Below are 18,118 nucleotides of genomic sequence, written 5' to 3'. Positions count from 1 at the left end.
AGCTCCGAACGAACAAGGCCCTTGAATGATCGTACAGGCACTCCGTATTCAATAGAGTCTTTTCCGGAAAGACCTCATAGTATTCGCATCCCAAACGCAAGACAGCGAGCGGTCCATCGTTTGATCGGAATCTGCTGACCGAGGTGCACCGCCATCTGCCGTTCGGGACGAAAATCCGCGTCATTGATCTTGACAGGAATAAGTCGGTGGTGGTTCGTATCACCGACCGCGGACCATGGGTCCATGGCCGCCTCCTCGATATCTCGCTAGCCGCCGCGGGCAGCTTGCGGATTATGGATCGCGGCGTGGCTCAGGTTCGTGCCGAGGTGCTATAGTGCACGTCGGTCGCCCTGCGAAACACAAGCAATCACCGACCGCGGACACACCGAATCTACCGTGCCTCTCAAGTATCCTGACGCGATCGCGGCCGTCGTATCGGCCCTTAGGCACGTACATGGAGACGGAGTCGCGCGAACCATGCTCGTGGAGGGTATGAGCCTTGCCACGCTGATGGACACGATGTTCTCCGCGCCGATAGCGCATCGCGATGCCGTTCGATACATCGCGACTGCGTTAGATGACCTCGCCATTATACCGGAACTCGGTCCGATCTGGCACCTTCGCTACCTGTATGATGACCAGCCGGGGTCATTGCGCGTCGTCGATATGGAGGTAGCAACTCCGGCGGGTACGTTGTCCAGCCACGACGTTTGGCTTCGGCTGCCCGTCTAACGATTCACAGCCGGCAAGCAAGAACTAAGAGCACGCTATTCAGGCTGACAAATCGTGCTGAATATGTCGCGACAACAATCCGCATCCTAACGCCTGTGAGCTCATGAACCTTTCCAGCCGGAGTATTAGTGACTATGCAGAAGCAGATCTCAATTCGCGCTTGTTGATGAGGCATCGCACGAACCGCCTCTTAGCACGCCCTCGAACGAAAAAGATCGCCAGCAGCCAATAGATCCCTTTCCGGACGGCTGATGGTCTTCGCGGTGAGAAGCTCCTTCAAGAGGTTATCTCGAGCTAAAGAACAAAGACCCCAAGTAACATCAACGCGAAGAACGACACTTGGCCGGCCAAGGCAATTTTATCTTTTCGCTGCCGCCTAGACGGGCACTGTCCGGACTGATTAAGGCCAGAAGACAAAGCGCGGCTGTACCAAGGAATGTCAGCCCGATGCGCGTGAGTTGAGCGGCGGTCTCATTTGTTGCCTTGCCGAAAAGATCTCCGCGATATACACAACGTTCGATGTGTTCGCGTTTATTGACATTCCCAAGGCGTATTTACCCGTCGTTGACCGGACCCGCATCACGTTCCACGTCTAGGACCTGACGAACGAGCTCAACGCGCCCTGCCTACACCAACAACGTCAACCGGGTGCAGCGTGCAGTTACGAGGCGCCAGCTTCATTCGAGCGGTAGGACACCGCGCACGTCTTGCGACCGCCGCTAACGAGGCGATCTACTAAGCTGACGCCGCCGAGATTATATGCACAAGAGGAAGGCCACGCAGCCTACTCGCTGCGCAACTCCTCAGCTTTGTTAGCGCTGATGACCCAGGCCGATGCCCAATACGAGTGCCTTTTGACGAAGTGAGCCGGCAGTTCGCTTCATCTCCTTCGATATTCTCGAAACCGGTGTTCGATCCTTTGAATGCTTCTTGAGAACCCGCAGATCAGCGGGCGTCCACTCGCGTCGCGTTAGTTTCTTTTTGGTAGGACGTTTCAACTTGTTAGCTCCTTACTCCTCGTTAGGCGGCGCTGTTAGCACAGCTAGCGGAATTTTCAACCAACGAGTATGTCATAGCGATCCATGTCTACAATTCGTGTAACCTGCAGATGCGAGCAAAGTTTCAGACTTGAGCGCGCGAATTAGTAGCTCTGTACGGCGACCGTGGTTCCATTCCGCGTCTCGGAAGGATTGCTCTCAGTGTATCCCAACGGAATTTGACACACGAAAGGCGCGGATCCCATCCCAGAGCCGCGGCTCAGCTCGACGAAGGTTTTCATGAACGCCGTGCCGCGTGGCGCGATCTACAGCATTCCATAGGGTTGGTTGAGATGTTGCGCCGTGGACATCGGCGCTTTTGCGACAGATGACGCGTCGCTTTCGCTCGAGAATGGGCCAACTTTCGAAGCTGCACATCGGGCGCGAAGGAACTGCGGAAAGCGATAGCGAACAGTGCACGCCGACAAGCGCTATTTCAACGAAGCGATCTACTGCATGAGCCGCAATGGTTTTATCGTTGATCAGGCCTTCGCGTCGCATAGCGCTTGCGCGTCTTATCTCCGCATCCAGCTCCGGTAGTTCAACGGTCCGGGAGGAGCACGCGGTAATTCTCAAACCGATGCGCGCCAAGCATGAGATGATTTCTGCGACGCGGCTTGACGATCACGTGCTGGCGGATGGCAAGCAGTTCCGGACATGCGCTGGAATCGAACCGACCAAATAGGAACGTAGAATGTGAAGAGATTATGCTCGTTTGCGCGCCCTTTAGTCCTATGGCAGACGGAGCAGCACTCCCTCGCGCCAAGAGGAGAGCGTCAGTAGCCTGACATTGGCGCCAGCGGCGACGGAGTGTTCGCTAATGCGCAGTGCTGCCAGCCACCAAGGCGGGGCTTCCGCTCGCGCTCGTCTCAGACGATTGCGATCTTGAACTCGGTCACCTCCGCTAAGCCGGTATCACGCCGCTGCGACCTCCCGTGCAGACGCAAGCCGGGCGTCGGGTATAACTTTGGATGGCCGAAGCTGTGCTTGTACACCCAAATCACTAGCGAAGCTGATGCTAAGAAACTGCGACTTGGACGCCATCTTTCGGCCTTGAGCTTATAGAGGAGAGCTAAGTGAATGCCTTAACTTGAATTGCTAATCGAAACCGGGTGAAGGTGAGCTAGCCCCGAGCTCAGATGCCTTTGACCAGGACTGCGCTGCTTGCGCGCAATCCTGGACGGCGTGCAAGACATCTTCCCGGGAAATAATGCCGGCGAGCCGCTGATCCGCCTCGAGCACCGGCATGCTCCTGAGATCATGGCTGACCATCAGCTCAAGTACCCGCGTGAGCTTGGTGTCCGGGGCAACATAGATGAATTCTGAGGTCATTACATCGGCTACCGTACGCTGCATCAGATCGGGGTATCTCGGAACCATGCGCGCGGCCGAGAAGACAAAGCAGGATAGGTAGTCGAACTTTGAGACTATGCCGAGCACCCGCCCGTCATCCGTGGCTGGATAAGCGTTGAAGTCTTCCTTCTTGAAGAGATCGCCGAGCTCGCGCATCGTCGTGTCGCGCCTGACCGTCCTCGGCTGAAGTGTCATGTAATCGGCAACTATTTGCTCGAGGAGTTTGTACAAGGCCTACGCTCTCGCTTTCGTTTAGCCTACATTCTAGCATACTTTGCGGCAGACCATATTGACCTATGTCAACACCCATGGTGCAACGAGCAACACTTTCCATATGAGATGAGCCGATGCGTCACGCAACGAATGGCCTTCTTCGCAGGTTGGCAATGTCTATAGGTGCCAACCGCTGACGCGGCCCACCCAATCGATCTTTTGCGCCAGCGCAGTTTTCGGCCGCCGCTGCGCGCCTCATGGTGGGCGGCACCGCAGCGCCCCCAACGGCCGAACCGCAGCTGGTGGTGTCCGGGCGATACACCGCGCTCAGTTGTGCTCCTTTTCCCACGAGACCTACTGGCAGGCTGGTGGGTTTCTCAACTGTTCTTCGCCGCGGACGCGATAATCGCGAAAGCGGGCGTGGTCAGCGCGTGTACCAACACCCAATTGCGCCGTCGAATTGGGGAGGCACGAGCCTCCCCCAATGTGACGACAGCGCGCCAGTGAGTGTAACTTCCTTGCCCGAGAACCACCTCGCTTAGCGAGCGATCGTCTGCGAACGGGAGCACTTGTTCGAGCTTGCAATGGGAGTTACGCGTCCCAAGCTTAGCTCGCTAGCGTCATGCTTGCACGGGCGCTGCTTCTTCGCGCCGATCGTGATCAGGCTCGGTTTTCCGGCGCCCGGCTCAGAGGGATTGTCTGCAAGTCGTCGGCGCCAATCACGATCCCGCTCGCTGCCTATTATGCGGATCGCTTTTCATATCCTCGCCGCGACTTGCTACCGTAGCGCAGGCGCAATCCCTACCCATGCCGCGCGTCACCATCGAGGCCGCACGAAAGCAGAGCTTAATCAGTGCGCAAGTTCTCGGCTGATGTTTTGCCATGGCGGCCGGTCACTGGTTCGTAGCTGATCTTGCGCCCTTCTGGCAGCTCGGTCAGTCCTGCTTTCTTCAACGCAGAGATGTGCACGAACACGTCAGGACCGCCTTCGTCTGGTTTGATGAATCCATAGCCTTTGATCGCATTGAACCACTTCACAGTTCCCATCGCCACTTCAGTCGCTCCTCAAAAAAACGCCTTAGTGAACATGATCGTTCGCTCGGCGTGACGGCGAGCCGATGGCTAAACACCGACGCACACTTCGTATAGCTACGTTCGCTCCATCGCAACGGAAAACCTAATTGGATCGGGATCGGGATCATAGGTACCTTTTTCCCTCCGTTGTACGGATCGTCTCTGATTCAAGCCGCCGGTGTTTGGAAACCGACGGCGGCGATAACGGTCCGTCGATAGTGCGGTCGAGATTCTCTTTTCGTTTTCAAAGTAGTTCCAACGCCTCACCGAAGCCGAACCGATCGTCGCGAGGCATGCAACATCGATGCGGCAATCACCGCACCCTTTTATGTGAAAGGTCGAGAAACTTGTCCTGCTTTTCGGACCGAAGTCATATTCCCCAGCCGCAGCAATTGTGCGGCTCACATCATGCAACAAGCTCGCTCACGTGAGCGACCGCTGTGTTGTGTAAACCGGAGCATTATTCAGACGGGGTCTCGGCTGGGATTTCGTCATGGCTGGCGGACAGTATTGCAAGCCCTGTGTCTCACTCGCAATGCAAAGAGGAGACGTGAATGACGCAACACAAGACCTGGCCTTGATGGCGACGGCCCTGTTCGCGTGTAGAGTCCCTAAGCATCGCAGTCGCGGACCGCTTCAGATGTTTCGATGTTTGCGGCCATCATGCTTGGCGGCACTGGTCTTCGTCTGTCTTCGCTCGTCTGCCGGGGCTCTATCATGATGGAAAAGGCGCCGCAAGCGGCCTGGCTTTGGATACGTTTGCCGCACTTACCAGTCGTACTGAGTGCGTTCCCGGGCCGCAGATCGCTACGACTTGCCCTACCCGGTCCAAGCGCAGACCAACGCGTCGCTATGCCAGGTTCGCCGGCTGTTGGGCAATCCGACATAAGCTTGGCTCAGGCCCAGTCCAGCGCGACAGGGTGGCTAGCCAATAATGAGGGTACGCGCAGCGCTGGCAGCACGGATCGGGCCTCTTCCGTGCACGAACGCTCGTCATGCCGGCGGACGCGTTACCACCAGCAAGTGATCATTAGCTCATTGCTATACCAACATAACGCTATGGCCGCACGAGCCCCGTAGCTCATCTGAACACATTAGATCGCCGAGCTGCCATCGCGCCGTAGGCCGGCGCGGACATGGACGTCCTCGCCAGACCAGCAAGTCTATGCGTGCAGCTCGCTTGCGACTTTTCTCGAAGGCGATGAAGCGCCAGAACTAGCGATCAACACTCTGGCTCATTATCACTCGCCTGCCGCCCCTCCGCTAATCGGGCCAGCTTCTCGTATTCCTCGGCGATCTTGATGAGCCTGTCTCTGGATCTTTCGCTATCAAGGGACGCCGCTTTCGACCGCGTCGCTTCCGCACGGCGCCGCCAGTGTTTGGCATCGCAGAATGCTTTCTTTTCTTTCATGCAAACGAACATGCATTCGATATATCAAGAAAATGCGACACGTGGCCTACGTAAGATCCCGTAGGTCGCGCTTCACAATGCAGCCCCATTTGTCATCGTCTGTCGATCACTTACAAAGATGGCTTGGTATTCGGTAAAGCGGCGTAGCAAGGGGTCAAGCGCGGCGAACAAGCTTTTCGGATCGCCGGTTCGCTTGACGAACCGCTTGGACATCTCAGCGGCAATGAAGATGAGCCTTGTCTGCCCGTCTTTCAGACAATCGTTCGTGAAATGTGCGAGTCGCGACATAAAGCTTGAATCGCACGTGGCGTCAGATTGTAAGGTTCTAACCAGGTGACGGCCGTGTCTGGCCATTCAACCGCTTCCGGCTAAGAGAATTGGTATGTCTCACAATCTTGCGCTCCCATTGCGCCCCGGTGCACCCTTCTCGTTTCATGCCTCGGCGGCTGGCGAGTCTCGTCAAATGCCTCAGCTAGTGGACTTCGCCAGTAGCAATCGCCGAGGTACTTCTCGGCGCGCCTATCAGATTTCTCACTTTAACGACCAGGAGCTTGCGCATGTAGCGCATCAGCAATGGCGAGAAGAGACATCTTTCAGCAATCATCGTGCTGCCTGCCGAGGACGCCCATCACCAAGCGAACAAGACACAGAACAGGAGCGCGCGTACTTGGTCTCAGTCTTTCATCAGGTGGTCAGACGTAGCGGCCTGTCATCGATGGCCACCAGTGGTTGGAGTGAGCTGCGCAACACGACGTCTTGCAGATAGAGCGGCTCGAAGTCGATCAGCCGGAGACCTCCGAGTCTCTCGGCCCCGTCAGCTCCGAAGAAGTTCAACACTCCCAAGTGAGTGCTCCCCAGGCTGACCTCCGTCGCTGCGATAGCCCCCCAAGGGCTTGCGAGCTAATCGTGGGCTTGGTTTTTGACGAACGATCTGGAAAATGAAGCAATTGCCCTTTGATACAGTTTTGATCGCCAATAGGGGCGAGATTGCTGTACGTATCATCAAGACCTTACGCAAGCTCGGCCTTCGCTCTGCTATCGTATACCACGAGGTCGATGCGGGCACTCTCGCCGTCTCCATGGCCGACATCGCTATCGCCATTAGCGGGCGTACGCCCATTGCGGCTTATCTCGATATCGCCCAGATCATCGCTGCTACCCACAAAGCGCGTGCCGGCGCTCTTCATCCTGGTTACGGCTTTTTATCGGAGAATGTAGAGTTCGCCCGCGAGGTGATGAAGGCCGGCATCACGTTCGTGGGTCCAGCTCCCGAAAGCATAGCACTGATGGGCGATAAGATTCGGGCTCGCAACTTCGTCCAGCGGAACGGATTTCCGGTCGTACCTAGCGCAGTTGAAGAGGACGATCCGGGAACATTCTTAAGCCGAGCTCGAGCAGTTGGCGCGCCTTTGCTCGTCAAACCTTCGGCGGGGGGTGGTGGCAAGGGCATGCGGATTGTACGCGATCTCGATTCGCTGGAGGACGCGATTGCACAAGCTCGCAGTGAGGCTCAACGGTACTTCGGAGACGGTCGGCTCTACGTCGAACGATACGTCGAACGCCCCCGGCATCTTGAAGTTCAGGTGCTCGGCGATACGTTTGGACACGTGGTGCATCTTTTCGAGCGCGAGTGCTCAGTCCAGCGACGATTCCAAAAGATTATCGAGGAGACGCCGTCGCCGTCGCTGTCCTCCGAGATGCGACAACGGCTGTGCAACGCTGCGGTCGGAATCGCGCGTGCCGCCGATTATCGTAATGCTGGCACTGTCGAATTCATTTTCGACGGAGTAGACTTCTATTTTCTCGAGATGAACACGCGCTTACAGGTCGAGCATGCAGTGACCGAAATGATCACCGGCATCGATCTTGTTGCCGAACAGATCTATGCCGCCGCTGGTTTCCGCCTCGGATTTGCGCAATCCGACATCGTGCAAAAAGGGCATGCGATCGAAGTCCGGCTGTGTGCAGAAGCGCCGGAACGCGGGTACGCCCCCACAACCGGCAGGATACTTATGCTCGATTATCCCGAAGGCGATGGCGTGCGGATCGACAGTGGCATCTTGGAAGGTCAGCGAGTTACGACAGCGTTCGATCCATTGCTTGCGAAGATTATCGTACATTCGCCCACCCGCATCGAAACTGCGCAGAAGGCGTGTCGCGCCATACGGGAACTGGTACTTCTTGGCTGTGAAACAAACGCGAGCTTCCTGGCGCGTATGCTAGCGGACGACGGATTTTTGCGCGGGCAAGTTCATACGGGATACCTGGACGAAAACCCTTCGCTTGCCGAGGGCGACTCCGGATCCGCACTCCCAGCTTTCTTGGCGGCAGCCGCTCTGCTGACAAGACCGGTCCGTGACTCGGCAGATGCCGTGCCCGAGCTTCACGCAGCGCTAGGCAGCTGGAGAAATTGAGGTGAAACACTGCTTTGAGATCGATGGCATCGATTATCCGTTATGGCTGGTACGCTGCAAGGATGGATATCGCCTTCGATTGGATAATGGGGTGATTGCCTTACTGAGTTTCTCCCACCAAGGGGAGGGTCGCGGTACTCTCACCATCGCGGGCGAACGCGAGCCAGTCAGGTTCGTCATCGATGGTGAGACAATCCATTTGCATATGCGCGGACTGACGCGCAGTTTGCGCTATCGTGATCCGATGCGAGCTCTCGCTTCGGCAAGCCGAGAAGCCAATCATCTGATGGCTCGCGCGCCAATTCCAGGGATCGTGGTTTCGATCACCATTTCGCCTGAGCAATCCGTGTCCGCCGGCACGCCCTTGATGACCATCGAGAGCATGAAGTTGGAAACCACTATACGCGCTCCAAGGGATGGCGTTGTCAGCCGCATTCACTTCAAGGAAGGTGAAAGCTTCGAGCGTGACGCTTTGCTGGTTAGCCTTTTAGAGGAAGGAATCTAGAATGCAGCGGATTGCCTCTCTGGTAGACCCAAGATCGGAAGGGTTTCGGCTCAACGAACTTCACAATAAGCGGCTTGCAACCGAATTGAAGGCACTCCAGCATGCCATCCGCTTCGACCGGCCGGCGCGAGAAATCGAGCGGCTGCAGCAGCAGAACAAGATGTTTGTTCGTGATCGGATCGAGGCCTTGCTCGATCCTGATACGCCGTTCCTGGAGCTTTCGACATTAGCTGGCAACAGGGCGTACGACGGTGAGGTGCCGGGTGCGGCCCAAGTCGTCGGTCTAGGAATCGTTGCCGGTCGCGAGATCATCGTTCACGCGGATGATCCCAGTGTGAAAGGCGGGGCTTGGTATCCGCATTCGGTCAAGAAGATCGTGCGAGCTTTGGACATTGCGATCGAGAATCGGCTGCCCGTGGTTCATTTGTGTGACTGCGCCGGCGGCTTCCTACCGATGCAAGCGGAATTCTTTGCAGACAAGTATCATGCCGGACGAATCTTTCGGAACCAGTCCATACTCTCGAAGATGGGAGTGCCGCAGGTCGCGATCGCAATGGGTCATTGCACCGCAGGAGGCGCCTACGTTCCGGCACTCAGTGACTACAACATTATCGTCGAGGGCACGGGAGCGATTTTTCTCGGCGGCCCTCCGGTCGTCAAGGCTGCCACTGGCGCGGTGGTTTCCGCCGAAGAGCTTGGCGGCGGTCGCGTGCACACCAGCGTGTCGGGGACGTGCGACTATCTCGCAACGTCCGAGGCACATGCGATTGCGATCGCTCGGGAAATCGTCGCTCGTTTCGATCAGCCCGCGAAGACCCTTATCAATCGAACCGCTCCGGAGCCTCCCGCCTACGACGCATCAGAACTTTACGGCATCCTTCCAAGGGATCCACGCGTGCAACTAGACATGCGAGAGGTCATCGCTCGTCTGGTCGACGGCAGTCGATTCCATGAGTACCAGGGGTGCTATGGCGACACTCTGGTGTGTGGCTTTGCACAGCTCCATGGCTATCAAATCGGTGTCCTGGCCAACAATGGTGTGCTCCTGAGCGAAAGCGCACTGAAAGGTGCACATTTCATTCAGCTGTGCGACAAGAACCGAACACCCCTTGTCTTCCTGCAGAATATCACCGGCTTCATGGTTGGCCGAGATTACGAAAGGCGCGGCATAACCAAGGATGGCGCTAAGTTGATAATGGCCGTCGCTGGAGCCTCTGTGCCCAAATTCACGCTCGTTTGTAACAGCTCCCACGGAGCCGGTACCTACGCTATGGCAGGACGGGCTTTCGATCCACGCTTTTTGTTTTCATGGCCGCAGTCTCAGATCTCAGCAATGGGCGCCGAACAAGCGGTGGGCGTGCTCACACATGTCAAGGCAAAACAATTGGCGCGCCATGGTAGACGCCTTTCGGACGAGGAGCTGGCCGCCATTCGCCAGCCCATTGTGGAAGAGTATCGAGAGCGCTCGAACGCCTACTATGCGACCTCCGAGATATGGGACGACGGAATTCTTGATCCGGTAGACACCAGGACAGCTCTTGCTATCGTTCTGAGCGCCTCACTGAATGCGCCGATCGAACCACCCCATTACGGCGTCTTCAGAATGTAGCGGTGGGTACCAGAGATCAAGATCAGATGAAGGAAAAGCCACGGTGTTCCTCCGTTACATCAGAGCCGGCGTGCCATTCCCGTTCCTAAACGCGCTCATCGAAAGCACCGCGCTTATCGGCACTCCCGAATGAGGACCTCGCATCGTGGAAAGTTCGAAACACCGTCGGGTATAATCCGCAACACTTGGATCGCGAGGCACCGTTACGGAGCCAAGCATCGCCTTGCGCTCGGCTCAGACAGGAGCGAACACTCCCTTGAATTTCTCAGTGACGAACCGCGGCCTGAGCCGGCTTTGCGCGGCCCACTTTGACATCGAGCGGAGCCTACGGGAGGATAGCAGATCCGTTTGATGACAATAATTCAACCGAACGTCGATCGACGTTTCTTAGAGCCGGTCCTCCTTGGGGACTCCCTCCTACTTGCCTTGATCGCGCTGGTTACTCACGCATCAAATTGGGAGACACGGCTTTCTCCGTCCGTTGGATTCCTACCGCGCTCGTCTCGATCGTGTTGTTCATTCCTGGAGCTGCAAGGTGGGTTGTGCAATCTCTGCGCTTTCGCGGACGTAGAGCAGCTAAGCAGTCGTCCAGCTGACTGCCATATCTTGCGAAGTTCAGCCGTCATGGAATCGAACTATGCTGTGCCCGAAATGCCACGCAGATAAATGGTGCCAGAGCGCCTTGCACGATCCCTGGACTGGCCGGCCGGTGATCGCCTGTAGTGCTTGTGGCGAGTATGCCGATTACGACTGCGCGTCGCGCAACAAAGCGCTTGCGCTCATCGCCGGCGTGCTATCGGTTGACCTGAGTGAAGAGCACCAGGGCAGCCCACGAGTGGTTGCAGGCAAGATCTTGGATGCTCTCGAGAAGGCCGGCCTGACAATCGCTCGCACGGAGACAATCTTGACACGTCTTTGGCGCAGTTAGGTCCCCTGCCCCATCAGGCAGCGTGCTGCCCCGATGGACGCTGGCCTGCAGCCGTCGCGCATGGTGGCTCTTGCCATGTCCAGACCAGGATCGTCATTAGGCGCGCCGCGCTGCGGTACGAGTGAAAATGACGCGATGGCGGGATGTCGCGGCTCGGCACGGCTAACTCGCGTCATCTCAAAGGCAGCGCCAATGCCGACACCGTCGAATTTGCTAGCCTGGTTTGGCGAACCAAACGATTGCACCGGCACTCCAAGTTGAAACCAGGGTTCACCTCCGCAAGACGACCTAGCGCTTCTCGTTCTCACCCTGACGCAAAGCCCAACCTTTGTGCGCTCTGGCGCTATTCTCGGAAAGATCGCCATCGTACGACGATATTCCGGTACAGCCGATAGCCGCTTCGTCCGCGACGCATAATTCTTCTACTTGCCCGTGGTTGGCGTCGGCAGCTGCATTGTTGGTTTGCGAATGTGAACGATCCTCCGGCAGAATAGACCGCTGAACGGCATCGCAGGACTTGAACCGTACGTTGCGTCAGGTCGTAGCCTGAGGGTGATCGTGACGCTAACCTCAAACCAGAGCGCCGACAGTGCCAGCGCATTTGCGCGCATAAGATCCGCATAGAGGAAGAACCGTTGGGCATCGAACTAATAGCCTTGACACCGACAGACCGCGAGCACCGGCGCACTCTCATGAGCCAGGCACCGGGCGGTACGCCGCGCAACACACCGGAACGGACGCAGCCGAAAGCGTCACCTTGCCTGCGGGTTCGACGAGCTGCAGCAAGAACGCAAAGAAACGCCGCGAACAGATATCGCAGCGTGACTTTCCGAGCGCATGTTCGGCTTTAGCCGATGAGATCAAGAGCTGACAACTCTCTGCGTGCACCCGACTGCCCAGATCACCCATCAACTTTCGCGACCAGCAGCAACCAAGGTACGGCTCGCAATCACCATGGATTCACTCAAGTCTATCATTGGGAAAGTCGCCTCCGGCGCAGGCCTGACCCGCGAAGAAGCAGCGTCAGCGTTCGAGATAATCATGTCCGGCGAGGCCACGCCTTCACAAATCGGCGGTCTGCTGATGGCGCTCCGGGTGCGGGGCGAAACCGTAGAGGAGATCACCGGAGCGGTTTCGGCCATGCGCAGCAAAATGCTGCGGGTGAGCGCGCCCGCTCAGGCGATCGACATTGTCGGGACGGGAGGAGATGGTTCCGGTTCGGTGAACGTGTCGACCTGTGCCGCTTTCATTGTCGCAGGCGCCGGCATACCGGTTGCAAAACATTGCAATGGAGCAGCCTCCTCGCGCTCAGGCGCTGCCGATGTCCTCGCATCGCTCGGCGTAAAGCTCGATCTCGATCATGACCAGGTTGGTCGCTGTGTGCGCGAAGCTGGTATTGGATTTATGTATGCGCCCGTCCATCATCCCGTGATGAAGCACGTCCGCTCGACACGGGTGGAGCTTGCGACCCGCACCATCTTCAATATGGTGGGCCCGCTGGCCAATCCGGCAGGGATCACGCGGCAGCTGGTTGGAGTTTTTTCGCGCCGCTGGGTGCAGCCTTTCGCGCAAGTGCTGAAGGCTCTTGGCGCTGAGTCGGCGTGGGTGGTGCATGGTTCGGACGGGCTCGACGAGATCACTCTTACCGGCTCGACTTTTGTCGCCGCACTTGACGAGGGCTGTATCCGCACATTCCAAGTGACGCCGGAGGAAGCAGGCCTCACCCGCTGTAGCGAAGAAGATCTAAGGGGCGGCGATGCTGAGGCCAGTGCAGTCGCGCTACAAGGCGTGCTGGACGGCAAACTGAGTCCGTATCGCGACATCGCGACTTTCAACGCGGCCGCGGCGCTGGTCATCGCCGGCCACGCCAAGACTCTAAAGGAGGGCGTCGCCATTGGACAGCAATCGATCGATACGGGCGCTGCAGCGGCACGACTGAAACGTCTGATTGAAGTGTCAAACGCATGACAGCGGGATAGCCAATGTCTGACTTTCTACGCAGGATCGAGACCTATAAGCGCGAAGAGATTGTCTACGCCAAGCGAGCGGTGCCGCTATCGGAGATCGAGGCGCTCGCACGGCGTGCTCCGGCGCCACGCGGATTTGTCAGCGCGGTTCGCGGCAAGCATATTGCGGGCGAGTACGCACTTATCGCCGAGATAAAGAGGGCTTCCCCCTCCAGAGGCCTCATTCGCTCCGACTTCGACCCGTCCTTGCTGGCGACGGCCTTTGAGGCCGGTGGAGCGGCCTGCCTCTCAGTCCTGACGGATGGGAAGTCCTTTCAGGGACATCTCGATTTCATGACGGCAGCGCGAGCTGCAACAAGTCTGCCGATACTGCGCAAGGACTTCATTTTCGATACCTATCAGGTCGTCGAGGCGCGCGCCTATGGATCTGATTGCATCCTGATCATCATGGCGGCTCTCGACGACGGCGCTGCCCGCGAGATCGAAGCCGCCGCACACACATATGGTATGGACGTCCTGATTGAGGTCCATGGTCGAGAGGAGCTAGACCGCGCGCTAACACTTCGTTCGCCACTGATTGGCATCAACAATCGGAACTTGCGTACTTTCGTTACGACGCTAGCGACCACCGAAAGGCTGGCGCCGCTGGTTCCTGGAGACCGTCTAACTGTCTCCGAAAGCGGCATCTTTGCGAATGCTGATCTACACAGGCTCTCACGGGCTGGCGTCTCAACCTTTCTCGTCGGCGAGAGTCTGATGCGGCAGTCCGATGTCACGGCAGCAACCCTTGCGCTGCTATCACGCCAGCCTGCCGTTAACCCCGGAACGTATTGATGGAGCACAGACTGTTTCGCTCCGGCTTCATCATCTCCGGCTTCCGTTCGGCAAGACCGTCATCGGCCTATGCCTTTTGGTGGCAATCTGCTCGACCCGGGACTCCATGAGCTGCCGGCTGTCGCGACGCGCCCTGGCCGATATGCATCGTCCAACCCACCTCGTCACAGGTCACCCAATGATGAATCACACTGATTGCATGGTTCACACCATTAACCGGCAACCTCGGCTAGCAACGGTGGTGCCTGCGCCAATAGCGGGTTCTTTGGAGCCGAGTTACGGTCGTAGACTCGCCGTACCGATAGCAGCTGGCGCGCGGCTGTCGAGGGAGAACCGGGCTGGGTTTGAGACCCCTAGCGCGCCGATGCAGTCTCCCGCAGCGCAGCTGAAGAGAATGAAGAATGACTTCATAGGCGCGCCATGACTTGGCACTTGCCTTCGCCTCTGGGCGATATTCAGTCGGTCGACGCGAACGAATTTCGCCAAGCCATGCGGAATCTAGCGAGCGGTGTAGCCATTGTGGCTTCGGGTACAGGGCCCGACCGACGAGGGCTAACGGTCAGTTCTATCACCTCGCTCTGTCTGGAGCCTCCCTGTTTACTGGTCTGTATTGGTACGACTTCCGAGACTTACACTGCCATACTCGCCAACGGCGGCTTTGGCGTCAGCCTTCTTGCCAGTGATCAGCAAGACCTTGCACTGCGTTTCGCCGGCCGAGTCGGTGCCAAAGGCGTTCATCGTTTTGAGGAAGCCCCTTGGGATGAAGGCCTGTTGGGCATACCGGTCCTGTCAAGCGCAATCTGCGTGCTCGAATGCGTTTTGCATCACCATCAAATGGTTGGCACGCACGGAATCTTTGTTGGGCGCATCGTCGCGGCGCGAACGAGACAGGGCCAGCCGCTGGTAAACTTCAGGGGCGCGCTCCGAACGTTGACCGAGGGCTGAGTACTACTTCGGCCGCACAGAACCACTCCCATCAATGACGGCTCGGCCGATCTTCCCACACACATCGCAATGATCATCGAATACTTACCTGAACGTGGCCTACACCTGCGAGATGCCTTCGATCTCGATAAGCTTAAGCTCGTGTTCAAGGCCGAAGCCACTGTTGGATCGCCTTCCTTAAGAGGGATTGTGATCGTGGACCGGGATAATGCACTGGTGCCTATTGATCTGATTCCTGTTTTGCCGGGCCGGCCGGACGACAAATCCTGGGAAACGGCCTACCGAAAGATGATCGCATCGGCCGCAGCGCTAAACTGGATCGATGCCGACGCAAACGCAATTCGCGTGCACATCGAGAGGACATTCTGATCATGGACAACAATTTCCGTAGCGAGGCAGCCTATCCGGTAGACGTCGTCCCTCCGGTTGCCGGAGGCATTCTGTCGCGAGCGGTCATTGGGGAGCAACGAGAGCGGCCTAGTGGCGGTACAAACGGGATCTTGGATGGGCTCGCCGCACGGGCCTGGCGATCGCCCGGAAGCCGCTCGTCAATCGAGCAATGAGAGCGCAATCGAGTCCCTCGAAGCACGATCGGAATCTCACATTCTGAGCGCGTCGGAACGAAGACGATGTCAACGCCAAAAAGAGCGAGCGACTGATGATTAATCTTAGCACACTGATCGAGCGCAACGCGGCGTTTGAAGGCGACAAAGCGGCAATCCATTTCGAGGGGACGACTTTGAGCTATGTCGCTTTCCTCCGTCGTATCGAACAGGCCGCGCGCGCTTTGAAAACCCGGCTCGGCGTCGAGAGAGGGGACCGCATTGCGATCCTCAGCTTGAACCGGCCCGATTATCTGGTTCTGCTGTATGCTTGCGCGCGACTCGGCGCAATTCTCGTGCCATTGAACTGGCGACTTGCGATCGCGGAGCAGCTCTTCATCCTGTCCGATGCTGGTATCAAAGTCCTCGTGCTAGAACAGGCCTTCCAGGGAATTCTGCCGCCGGTGGCGGAGCAGTTGCCCTTTGCGGCCATTATCGGACTCGACTTTGATCCCGTCGGCGGAAGCAAGTGGTGTGAGCTGCTCGAGGAAGCGCGCGGTGATGATTCCAACGCGTATGTCGATCTGTCCTGTCCACTCCTGATCGTCTATACGTCGGGGACCACAGGACGACCCAAGGGCGCTGTGCTGCGCCAGGAAGCGTTGTTTTGGAATGGCGTCATGAGTCGGCACATGCATGAGCTCAGCCCGACCGACCATATCCTATCCGTGTTGCCATTGTTTCACGTCGGCGGCCTCAACATTCTGACCACGCCCGCCTTGCATTACGGCGCGACAGTTACGCTCCACAGCCGGTTTACGCCAGAAGCAACCCTTGCAGCGTTTGAGCGCGATCGGCCCACGTTAACCGTACTGGTGCCAGCTACGATCCAAGCTCTGGCCGATCATCCCCGATGGCCGAGGGTCGACGTATGCTCCCTGAAGGCCATCTCCACGGGTTCAACCATGGTGCCGCGACACGTTATCGGACAATTGGCCGAACGCGGGATAACCGTGCTGCAGGTTTATGGCTCCACGGAAACCAGTCCTATTGCTCTCTATACAAGGTTACGCGGCGATCTCACGCGCGATGGCTCGACCGGACGAGCGGGCCTATGCTGCGAAGCGGCAATCACGAATGATGCCGGCGATAAGCTACCGCCCGGCACTGCGGGCGAGATTGCTGTACGCGGGCCCAATCTCTTCTGCGAATATTGGAACAACCAACACGCAACCCGCGAGGTTTTGCGGAACGGCTGGTATTATACTGGCGACATCGGACGAAGCGACGCGGATGGATATTTTTGGGTGCTCGATCGCAAGAAGAATATGATCATTTCCGGCGGAGAAAACATTTACCCGGCGGAGGTGGAGCGTGTGCTTACGGAGCATCCGGATGTCGCGGAATGCGCCGTTGTCGGCCGGCCCGATCCTCGTTGGGACGAAGTGCCGGTCGCCTACGTGGTCAAGCAGCCTGGAGCTCGGATTGAGGCGGACGTGCTGATCGAATATGTGAGAACGCAGCTCGCACGCTTCAAGGCGCCACGCGAGATCATCTTTACTGACGAGTTGCCCCGAACGGAGTTGGGCAAAATCCAGCATTTCAAGTTGAAGGACCTCGATGCCCGCTCGGGCAATCACACCGAGGCAAATTGATTGTCAAGGATTGGGCGCCACCGGTCAGTATCTACCTGGCCGGCCCGATCGGCCGCGACTCAAACCGTTATGACCCCGCGTCTGGCGTAGCGGGACACAAGATCGCGATATTCGGTTCGGATCTGATTTGGCCGATGACCGGCTCGACAGTGGAACGCCCTGGAAGCTCGCCTTTGATCTGTGGTCGCCACCCGCCGTTTCTGTCCTGAGATCAACACCCTGAGCTTTTAATCAGGCGGGACGTAGCCGCGATGGCCTTTGTCGCGGACCGCGCGCTCGATGGTATTTGATCATCACCTCCATCTGGAGGATGACGGTTGCAAGTGGTGTCGCCGTCAAAGCTATTGCACGGCTTCGCTTTCACATTGGCTACGAACTGCCCCTCCTGACGTGCGCCGATGGCGGCCCAGAACTTGACGCCGGACTCGTACAATCGCTGTGCTCTGCTCCTTCTGACGCAGCCCACCTCCGGCTCGTGCAACGAGTAGACCTTTGGTCTAGTGGGGTTCTGCTCAAGAACGCTTCGCGCTCGCGGCAGCCTCGCTCGAACGCTTTCGACCCTGTGGAGGCTAGTAAATCAGCGCTAGGGGCTTGAATCGCACGTGGCGTCACATTGTACGGTCTAAGACAACGAGGCGGTGGCGCAAGACCGGACGAACTCCGGCTAAGCCGCGGCTTGGGTCGCAGAGGCGCCACTTCGGCACTTCTCGACAAGAGGTGTCGGGGGAGCGGATGAGTCGTCGCCCACCAGGATAATCGGCCACAAACTGCTCGGGCGCAAAGGATCGAGGAATGTACTGGACAGCGAGACGATGATCGATATGGCTCCAGTCTCTGGACGAGAGACCTCGCCAGACAAGCCATGCGGATCCGCTCGTCCGCGGCTGATACTCATTGAT

13 protein-coding genes and 1 pseudogene are annotated in these 18,118 nt (G+C 57.7%); 10 read left to right on the top strand and 4 right to left on the bottom strand.

The features are described from left to right. Positions 1–104: 104 nt before the first annotated feature. Positions 105–335 (top strand): annotated as a pseudogene (locus tag P0R31_RS41025) (septal ring lytic transglycosylase RlpA family protein); the annotation flags it as partial. A 157-nt stretch (positions 336–492) separates the two neighbouring features. Then, a complete protein-coding gene (locus P0R31_RS05795) occupies positions 493–732 on the top strand; it encodes a hypothetical protein (protein WP_275513206.1) in 240 nt (79 codons plus the stop codon). 812 nt (positions 733–1,544) lie between these two features. Here P0R31_RS05795 and P0R31_RS40840 read toward each other — a convergent pair. From P0R31_RS40840 to P0R31_RS05780, 4 genes are all read right to left on the bottom strand, one after another. Beyond that, positions 1,545–1,730 carry a hypothetical protein gene (locus tag P0R31_RS40840; RefSeq protein WP_343299298.1) on the bottom strand — a complete coding sequence of 62 codons (186 nt, stop codon included), beginning with the start codon at positions 1,728–1,730 and terminating at the stop codon, positions 1,545–1,547. A gap of 1,137 nt (positions 1,731–2,867) precedes the next feature. Beyond that, the gene (locus P0R31_RS05790; RefSeq protein WP_275513205.1) at positions 2,868–3,353 is read right to left on the bottom strand and encodes a CBS domain-containing protein; all 486 of its coding nucleotides are present in this window, start codon (positions 3,351–3,353) and stop codon (positions 2,868–2,870) included. A gap of 828 nt (positions 3,354–4,181) precedes the next feature. Continuing rightward, positions 4,182–4,388: a cold-shock protein gene (locus P0R31_RS05785; protein WP_275513204.1), complete on the bottom strand. Its 207-nt coding sequence runs from the start codon at positions 4,386–4,388 to the stop codon at positions 4,182–4,184. Positions 4,389–5,892: 1,504 nt separating this feature from the next. Next, entirely contained in the window at positions 5,893–6,108 is a 216-nt protein-coding gene (locus tag P0R31_RS05780) for a hypothetical protein (RefSeq protein ID WP_275513203.1), read from the bottom strand. A gap of 650 nt (positions 6,109–6,758) precedes the next feature. On the opposite strand from P0R31_RS05780, the gene P0R31_RS05775 reads away from it, so the two are divergent. From P0R31_RS05775 to P0R31_RS05740, 8 genes are all read left to right on the top strand, one after another. Next, the gene (locus P0R31_RS05775; protein ID WP_275513202.1) at positions 6,759–8,234 is read left to right on the top strand and encodes an acetyl-CoA carboxylase biotin carboxylase subunit; all 1,476 of its coding nucleotides are present in this window, start codon (positions 6,759–6,761) and stop codon (positions 8,232–8,234) included. Position 8,235: 1 nt separating this feature from the next. Then, positions 8,236–8,739, top strand: a complete 504-nt coding sequence (locus P0R31_RS05770) for a biotin/lipoyl-containing protein (RefSeq protein ID WP_275513201.1) — start codon at positions 8,236–8,238, stop codon at positions 8,737–8,739. A gap of 1 nt (position 8,740) precedes the next feature. Then, complete coding sequence (locus P0R31_RS05765) at positions 8,741–10,348, top strand: acyl-CoA carboxylase subunit beta (protein WP_275513200.1); 1,608 nt, start codon at positions 8,741–8,743, stop codon at positions 10,346–10,348. Between the two features lie 1,882 nt (positions 10,349–12,230). After that, positions 12,231–13,244 (top strand): anthranilate phosphoribosyltransferase, encoded by a 1,014-nt coding sequence (gene trpD, locus P0R31_RS05760; protein ID WP_275513199.1) that lies wholly within the window; start codon positions 12,231–12,233, stop codon positions 13,242–13,244. A gap of 14 nt (positions 13,245–13,258) precedes the next feature. Beyond that, the gene (trpC, locus tag P0R31_RS05755) at positions 13,259–14,077 is read left to right on the top strand and encodes an indole-3-glycerol phosphate synthase TrpC (protein ID WP_275513198.1); all 819 of its coding nucleotides are present in this window, start codon (positions 13,259–13,261) and stop codon (positions 14,075–14,077) included. Positions 14,078–14,497: 420 nt separating this feature from the next. Then, a complete protein-coding gene (locus P0R31_RS05750; protein WP_157285441.1) occupies positions 14,498–15,022 on the top strand; it encodes a flavin reductase in 525 nt (174 codons plus the stop codon). Between the two features lie 69 nt (positions 15,023–15,091). Next, positions 15,092–15,391 (top strand): hypothetical protein, encoded by a 300-nt coding sequence (locus P0R31_RS05745; RefSeq protein WP_157285440.1) that lies wholly within the window; start codon positions 15,092–15,094, stop codon positions 15,389–15,391. A gap of 292 nt (positions 15,392–15,683) precedes the next feature. Continuing rightward, positions 15,684–17,219: a class I adenylate-forming enzyme family protein gene (locus P0R31_RS05740; protein WP_275513340.1), complete on the top strand. Its 1,536-nt coding sequence runs from the start codon at positions 15,684–15,686 to the stop codon at positions 17,217–17,219. The last annotated feature ends 899 nt before the right edge of the window (positions 17,220–18,118 follow it).

The organism is Bradyrhizobium yuanmingense (genome assembly GCF_029167105.1).
Lineage (GTDB): Bacteria > Pseudomonadota > Alphaproteobacteria > Rhizobiales > Xanthobacteraceae > Bradyrhizobium > Bradyrhizobium yuanmingense_A.
The sequence above is the reverse complement of the archived record's forward strand: the minus strand, read 5'-3'. Positions and strand labels throughout refer to the sequence as shown.